This window comes from Rhizobacter sp. (assembly GCF_031412495.1).
Lineage (GTDB): Bacteria > Pseudomonadota > Gammaproteobacteria > Burkholderiales > Burkholderiaceae_C > Schlegelella_A.
Genome location: NZ_JANODC010000126.1, coordinates 1 through 7542, shown reverse-complemented (window position 1 = coordinate 7542; position 7542 = coordinate 1). Strand labels below are relative to the sequence as shown.

The following is a 7542-nucleotide window of genomic DNA, read 5'->3' as shown; positions in this document are numbered from 1 at the left end:
GTAACCGCACAAGGCCAGGATCACGAGCAGGATGAACCAGGAGGAGGCGATGTCGACGGCGGCGCCGAGCAGGCTGTCGCGGAACCGGTTGCGGCCGGGGAAGGTGAGCGCGAGAACCAGCAGGCAGAGGGTGAGCGCGGGGCGGTCCATGCGCTCGTCGTACGCGAGCGTCGCGACGACGAAGGTGAGGACGGTGATCCCCGGCTCGAGCAGCGCGGCGACGAGCGTCGTCACCGACTGCGGTGCGCTGAAGAAGGTTCGCTTGTGGGGGTCGTCGAACATCAACCGGTGGGAAAAAGGAAGTCGATGATCGTCAAGCGGGCGGAGGCAGGCGGGTCAACCTGCCCGAAGGGCACCTGCCTCCGTGCGGTTCGTGATGGCTGGGTTCGATGGCCGGGGCCGGCTCGGGCGGCCGCCCCGGGGCGATGCGCGAGCAGCTAGGCGACGTGTTCCTGGGCGCGCCGACCCCGGCCGAACAGCCCGAGCCGCTGCGCCTCCAGGGCCGCTTCCGCGCGCGAGCTCACGTTGAGCTTGCGATAGATCTGCTTCACGTAGTCGGAGATGGTGTGCCTCGACAGCTCGAGTTGCACCGCGATCTCCGGCAGCGTGTAACCCTTGGCGACGCGCAGCAGGACCTCGTTCTCTCGGTCGGTGAGCGACACGTGCGGGATGTTTTTGGGCCGGCCGCGCTGCGAGGAGCGCGAGGCGAAGTGCGCCATCACGCGCCGGGCGATTGCCGGCGACAGCGGCGGCTCGCCCTGGCTCATGCGCCGGAACTGGTCGACGATGACGGCCGCGGCCTGATCCTTGAGCAGATAGCCGAAGGCACCCGCCTGCAGCGCCGGGAACAGGTGATCGTCGTCGTCGTGGATCGTGACCACGACCGCCTGGGCCTGCGGCTGCGCTTCGCGGAGCGCGGCCACCACGTCGACGCCGGAGCCATCGGGCAGGCCGAGGTCGATGAGGGCGATGTTCACCTGGACCTTCGCGATGATGGCCAGAGCGGCGTTGACCCGAGCCGCATCGTGGACCACGGCCTCCGGAAAGACCTGGGCAATCTGAACCTTCAGCCAGGCACTGGCCTCGGGGATGTCTTCCAACAGCAAGATGTTCATCGGGACCCTCCTCGTGCTCCAACGCGCTGCATGGCTGGGCGGCAGCCGGAACTGTCCGAAGAAGACCCTATGGCAAATTGCATGCCAGCACACGAAGGTTGCGAGCCCACGTCATCAGCCTCGGATACGAAACAGCGCATCGCGCATCGTATCAAGGGCGTTGATCGGCGCGTGGCGAGCTCACAGTGGCACCGTGAGCGATATCACGACGCCGGATCCGGGCCTCGATTCGACCAGGCACTGCCCGTCGATCTTCTTAGCCCTTCGCTTCATCGTGGACATGCCCTGGCCGCGCTGGAGGTCGGCCGAAATGCCGCCGCCGTTGTCGCGCACGGTCACGTGCAGCGTCTTGCCGGCGACGCGGCAACGCACCTCGCACCGCGTCGCGCCGCTGTGCTTGATGACGTTGCTCACCGACTCGCGCAGGATCCGTGTCACCTGCATGAACACACGCGCGGAGAGGGTGTCGTCGATCGCCTCTTCCGGGTTCGACCACACCGCCTTGATCTTCGCATCGCCGAGGCGCGTCATGATCTCGGCGCGCCAGTCGGCGAGCGCCTCGTCGAGGCGCACCGCCTTGCCGGCGAGGCCGCGCACCGACAGGCGCATCTCCTCCAGGGCTTCGCGCGCCAGTTGCGGGATCCGGGCCGCGTCGCTGGTGTGCACGATGGTCAGCAGCTTTGCGCCCAGGTCGTCGTGGAGGTCCGACGCGATCCGCTTGCGTTCCTGCTCGGTGAATTGCTCCACGCGCTGCGCCGTCAGCTGCTCGACGCGCGTCGCCGTCGCGTGCTCGATCCGCGTCTCGAGGTGCTGCAGCTGGGCAGCCAGCCGGTTGCGGTCGACGACCGTCTCGCGCAGGGCGCGGGCGAACAGCAGGAAGAGGCGGCCGCCGACATAGAGGAGCAGGATCGGCATCAGCCACTCGCCGACGGAATAGGGCGCGGGCTCGATCGCGCCCCACTGCACGCCGAGCTCGTAGACGAGGGCGCTGGCGCCGAAGGCTATCGTGAGCGCCATCGGCCCGAGGTCGTGCGGACGCTGGCGCCGCGTCACGATCAGGTAGATCGCCATCACGCAGGCGAGCTCGAGGGCGAGCACCACGTACCAGACGTTGGCGACCAGAAAGAGGCGATCGCGCCCGGCGAGAACGAGCGACAGCGGCAGCGCGACCCACTGCAGCGCGACGAGGTTCTCGATGATTCGCGAGCGCAGGCCCGCGAAGCTGAGGAAGAACTGCACCGCACAGGCGAGAAGCAGGGCCCAGGCCGAGCACAGGACGAACTCGGTGACGCCGTTCTGCCAGGGCAGGTCGACCGACCACGACGCCAGCGACAGCGCCGCCCAGCCGAGGCAGAGCCAGCCGAAGTACGAGAAGTACACCTCGCGCGGATGCAGCCAGCCGACGGCGACCATCAGGCAGCCCAGCCCCACGAGCAGCAGGCTGCTGCCGCGGATCCAGGTCGGCTCCCAGAACAGGCGCCCGGCGTGCTCGGTGGCGAGTGCCGGCTGCAAGCCGAGGTCGACCGTCGACACGCCGCCGGCCCGGCGAATCGACGCGACCCGCTCGAGCGGATAGCCGTGGACCCGGAGGTCGACCACGTTGCCCTGCGCGCGGAGAAGGCCCGGCGGCAGGACGGCCAGCTGCGGCCGACCGCAGTTGCGCGTGACCGGCTCGGCCATGCGCCCGCCGCTGAAGATCAGGTTGCCGTTGAGGTGGATCTGGACGTTGCTGCAGGCCTGTTCGATGTAGAGCGCGAGCAGCTCGTCGGGAAACGAGGCTCCGCCGAAGTTGAAGCTGAGCCGATACCAGACGCTGCCCTCGTGCCCCGGATTCGTGATCGACCATCGGTCGGGCAAGGTGACCGGCTTGGCAGGAGCCGCCGACTGCGACGAGGGGCCGGACGCCGCGGCGGCGAAGGCCTTGTTCATGCGAACGGTGGGAGCCGACGCTGGCTGGGCACGCAGCGCGGTCGCCAAGGCGGCTAGGCCGAGAAGCACGAGCAGGGCGACCCAGGCGCGCCGCTTCCAGCTTGCATCGGCGAGGACAGTCCGAAGGAGCATCTGAATCGATTGTGATGGCTGCTCCGAAACGGGGAAGCCATGAAAAAAGGCGAGCAGTGCTCGCCTTTTTCGTTGCTGCACCAGGCGCAGCGTGGGTACGTCAGGCCTTCTTGCGACGACGGGACATGAACCCGACCGCAGCCAGGCCAGCCATCATCAGAGCATAGGTTTCAGGCTCGGGAATCGCCGACACCTGAGTCTGAATAACTCCGGTAACCGCCACCGTGCCACCGGCAACCAACGACAGGTCGTTCACAAAGAACGTGAAGGTACCGGCGTTGGCACCCGATCCGAAGTTAAAGCTACGGGGATTGTTGTCGAAGTTAATGAAGACCCCACCGTTGTCACTAGAGACAGCATCGCCCGACAGTGAGCTCCTGATAACAGTGCTGTTAGGCGACGTGCTTGAGGGCACAGTGAAGTTGACTGTTAACTCAAACGTCCTAGCATTGAAGTCAAAGAGCGACCCAGCGAGCGTGAACGAACCAAGGTTATCCACGTTTGGATCTGCTGGCCTGTTGCCGATGGAGACAAACCCGCGCGGAGAGGACGTGACGTTGAACGTTGAATCCCGGTAGGTCAGTCCGCCCAAATCCGTCGTTCCAGACACGGGGAGACAAGACATCCCAAAGCAGCCATCCGTATTACCTTGAAAGTTCACGGCTTGCGCTGAAGCAACGCCGCTGCCGAGTGTCAGGGCGGCTCCGGCGGTCAACGCAAGGGCGCCGCCGAGGCGGGAAAGAGTGTTCATCGAGTAGCTCCTGAAAAGTGTCCGGTGGGCAATGGAAACGGATCGGTATGACCGTCGCAAGGCGTTCATTGGAGCGGCGGGACCCGCTGCGACCAATCCCCGAACCGAGGGGGTCCCTGTAGGACGCAACGCCACGACGTAAAAGAGGCCTCGTCTACGGGTGGCGGAGAATAACGCCGTGACCGCCCCTCCGGTGTTGCTAGCCGACCAAATCCATGGCGCCGCCTCGCGCCTGCGCGGGGAGATTCTCGAGACGCCTTGCCTGCCGTCGCGGACCCTGTCGACGATCTGCGGCTGCGAGATCTTCCTGAAGTTCGAGAACCTGCAGTTCACCGCCTCGTTCAAGGAGCGGGGGGCGTTCAACCGGATGTCGCAACTGACCGCCGAGGAGCGTGACGGGGGTGTCCTGGCGGTGTCGGCTGGAAACCACGCCCAGGCCGTGGCCTACCACGCCGAGCGCATGGGTATTGCGGCGACCATCGTCATGCCGCGTTTCGCTTCGTCGGTGAAGGTCGAGAACACCCGCGGCTTCGGCGCCGAAGTCGTTCTCGAAGGCGACACCTTTGAGGACGCCCGCGTCGCCGGGCTCGAGCTGGCGGCCAAACGCGGGCTCACCCTGGTGCATCCCTTCGACGACCGGGCCGTGATCGCCGGGCAAGGCACGATCGGGCTGGAGATGCTCGCCCAGCAGCCCGGCCTCGAGGTCCTGGTCATTCCGATCGGCGGCGGCGGGCTCATCGCGGGCATCGCCACGGCGGCACGCTCGATCCGCCCCGACATCGCCATCGTCGGCGTCCAGACGGAGCGATTTCCCTCGGCCTGGAACGCGCTCCACGGCGAGCGCCGGGAGAGCCGCCAGGCGACCATCGCCGACGGCATCGGCGTCAAGTCCACCGGCGAGCTCACCCTGCCGATCATTCGCGAGCTCGTCGACGACGTGCTGCTGGTGTCCGAGGAGGACGTCGAGACGGCGATCCTCATGCTGCTCGAGATCGAGAAGACGGTCGTCGAAGGCGCCGGGGCGGTCGGCCTGGCCGCCGTGCTGAAGGACAGGGATCGCTTCGCCGGCCGCAAGGTGGGGCTCGTGCTCTGCGGCGGCAACATCGAGCCCCTGGTGCTGGCCGAGATCATCGAGCGCGGCATGGTGCGCTCCGGGCGGCTGGCCCGGCTGCGCATCGACATCCGCGACGTGCCCGGCGCCCTGGCCCAGGTTGCCGCCCTGCTCGCCGGCCTGGGCGCCAACATCTACGAGGTCCAGCACCAGCGCGCCTTCACCTCGCTTACGGTCGAGCGGGTGCAGATCGAGGTCGTCGTGCAGACGCGGGGCGCTGCCCACGTCGCGCAGATCCTGGCCGCGATGCGGGCCGAGGGCTACGACGCCGAGCGCGTGGGCTGATGTCCGATGGCATGGGTCCGGACCGTGGCGTCGGAGCAACAGATGAGGACGGCAGCTTGAGGATCGCCGTTCTCGGCGGCGGCAACGGTTCGCTGGCCGCCGCCGCCGACCTGGCCGAAGCCGGCCACGAAGTTCGGCTCTGGCGGCGCGACCGGGCCGGCCTGCAGGCCCTGCTCGACGCCGGTGGCCTGACCCTGAAGGACGCCGGCGGCACCCGCCGGGTCGCGCTGGCACTGGCGACGCCGGACATCGGCGCCGCCCTGCGCGGCGCCGACCTCGTCGTCGCCCCCACCCCGGCGACGGCGCAGGCCGACATCGCCCGGGCCATGGCGCCGCATCTCGTCGACGGGCAGGTTGTCTTCCTGCCGCCCGGCACCTTCGGCAGCTTCGTCATGGCGCGTGCGGTCGTGCAGCAGGGGAGCCACGCCGACGTCGCCTGGGCCGAGACCGGAACGCTGCCCTACCTGGCCCGCAAGCACGGCGAAGCCGAGATCAACGTGACCATCCGGGCCCTGCGCCTGCCGACCGGGGTCTTTCCGGCGCGTCGCGCCGGCGAGGCGCTGTCCGTGATCCGCCGGGCCTACCCGAGCGTGCACGGCTGCGGCGACGCGCTCTCCGGCGCGCTCATGAACGCCGGCCCGGTCATCCACCCGCCGCTGATGGTGCTGAACGCGGCGCCGCTGCAGCATTTCGAGCGCTGGGACATCCACGCCGAGGGGACGCAGCCGGCGGTCCGCGCCGTGACGAGCGCCCTGGACGGCGAGCGCATGGCCATCCGCGAGGCCCTGGGCTACACGGCGCCGCACTACCCTCTCTCGGACCACTACGAGAACGACCGCTGGATGTACGGCGACGCCCACCAGCAGCTCGTCAAGTCGGGCGACTGGCGCGAGCACATCGACCTGCTCACGCACCGCTACGTCACGGAGGACATCGTGTTCGGCCTGGCCTTCCTGGCCTCGGTCGCGCGCTGGGCAGGCGTCGACGCGCCGGTGGCGCACGGCCTGCTCGCGATCGCCGGCGCCTTCCTGGGACGCGACCTGCTGCAGGGGCCGCGCAGCTTCGAAGCCCTGGGCCTGGCCGGGCTCGGCCGCGGCGACCTCGCCCGGCTGCTCCAGGAGGGGCGCTAGCCGCATGGCCCGCTTCGTCGCCGTCGGCGCGGGGAGGATGGGCCGCGGCATCGCCATCGCCTTCGCCTACGCGGGGCACCGGGTCGCCGTCGTCGACCTGCGCGAGCGGCCGGCGGCTGCCTGGGCGGCGCTGCGCGCCGAGGCCGAGGCGGAAGTGCGGGCCAGCCTGGCGTCGCTGACGCAGTTGGGTGCGATCAACGAAGCGCAGGCCGAGGCGATCGCCGCCCGGGTCGATTACGTGGAGGCGGCCCGCGCCCCGGCCGTGCTCGCCGGCGCCGAGCTCGTCTTCGAAGGCGTGACCGAGACGCTCGAGGCCAAGCGGGATGCCTTCGCGCAGATCGGTCGCCATTGCCGCGTCGACGCCATCCTGGCCTCGACGACGAGCAGCATTCCGGTGACTTCGCTGGCCGCCTTCGTGCCGGCGCCAGAGCGATTCCTGAACGTGCACTGGCTCAACCCGGCCTACCTCATCCCGGTGGTGGAACTGAGCGTCCACGCTGGCACGGATGCTGCTGTCGTGGATCGTTGCAAGGCGCTGATGGAGTCCATCGGCAAGGTTCCCGTGGTCTGCGGCCCGGCGCCGGGCTACATCGTGCCCCGGCTGCAGGCACTGGTGATGAACGAGGCGGCGCGAATGATCGAAGAAGGTGCCGCGACGGCGGAGGAGATCGACAAGGCGACCCGTTTCGGCATGGGCCTTCGCTTCGCGGCGCTCGGCGTCGTCGAGTTCATCGACTTCGGCGGCAGCGACATCCTTCATCACGCCAGCCGCGAGATGGCCGCCTCGCTCGACGCCGGCCGCTATCGCGCGCCCGACATCGTCGGCCGCATGGTCGAGAGCGGCCGGCTCGGCGTCAAGTCCGGCGCGGGCTTCTACGACTATGCGGGCCGCGACATCGCGGCCTATCGTCGCGACGTCCTTGCCCGCACCCTGGCCCAGCTCGAGCACGCCGGCCTGTGGCGGCCGGCGTCGGATCGAACATTGTCCTGAAGGAGAGCCCGTGTCATCAATCAAGCATTCGTTCCGGCGCCTGGCCGGCATCGCGGCCCTCGCCCTCGTCCCCTGGGCCGCGCAGGCCCAGGAGATCA

6 protein-coding genes and 1 pseudogene are annotated in these 7542 nt (G+C 68.7%); 3 read left to right on the top strand and 4 right to left on the bottom strand.

All coding sequences use genetic code 11. From position 1 onward, the window contains the following. The 4 genes and pseudogenes from AC30N0_RS04665 to AC30N0_RS04650 form a co-directional block, all read right to left on the bottom strand. A pseudogene (locus AC30N0_RS04665) lies at positions 1–282 on the bottom strand (undecaprenyl-phosphate glucose phosphotransferase); the annotation flags it as partial. A gap of 155 nt (positions 283–437) precedes the next feature. Continuing rightward, positions 438–1115, bottom strand: coding sequence for a LuxR C-terminal-related transcriptional regulator (locus tag AC30N0_RS04660; protein WP_489516764.1), 678 nt, complete (start codon positions 1113–1115; stop codon positions 438–440). 180 nt (positions 1116–1295) lie between these two features. After that, positions 1296–3176, bottom strand: coding sequence for a sensor histidine kinase (locus AC30N0_RS04655; protein ID WP_489516763.1), 1881 nt, complete (start codon positions 3174–3176; stop codon positions 1296–1298). A 100-nt stretch (positions 3177–3276) separates the two neighbouring features. Further along, on the bottom strand, positions 3277–3927 hold the full coding sequence (locus AC30N0_RS04650; RefSeq protein WP_489516762.1) for a PEP-CTERM sorting domain-containing protein: 651 nt from the start codon (positions 3925–3927) through the stop codon (positions 3277–3279). A 193-nt stretch (positions 3928–4120) separates the two neighbouring features. Between AC30N0_RS04650 and AC30N0_RS04645 the strand changes: the two genes are divergently transcribed. Genes AC30N0_RS04645 through AC30N0_RS04635 form a run of 3 tightly spaced genes read left to right on the top strand, consistent with a single transcriptional unit; the run spans position 4121 to position 7444 of the window. Continuing rightward, entirely contained in the window at positions 4121–5323 is a 1203-nt protein-coding gene (locus AC30N0_RS04645; RefSeq protein WP_489516765.1) for a threonine ammonia-lyase, read from the top strand. A 56-nt stretch (positions 5324–5379) separates the two neighbouring features. Next, complete coding sequence (locus AC30N0_RS04640; protein WP_489516761.1) at positions 5380–6453, top strand: NAD/NADP octopine/nopaline dehydrogenase family protein; 1074 nt, start codon at positions 5380–5382, stop codon at positions 6451–6453. Positions 6454–6457: 4 nt separating this feature from the next. Further along, a complete protein-coding gene (locus AC30N0_RS04635) occupies positions 6458–7444 on the top strand; it encodes a 3-hydroxybutyryl-CoA dehydrogenase (protein ID WP_489516760.1) in 987 nt (328 codons plus the stop codon). Positions 7445–7542: the final 98 nt, after the last annotated feature.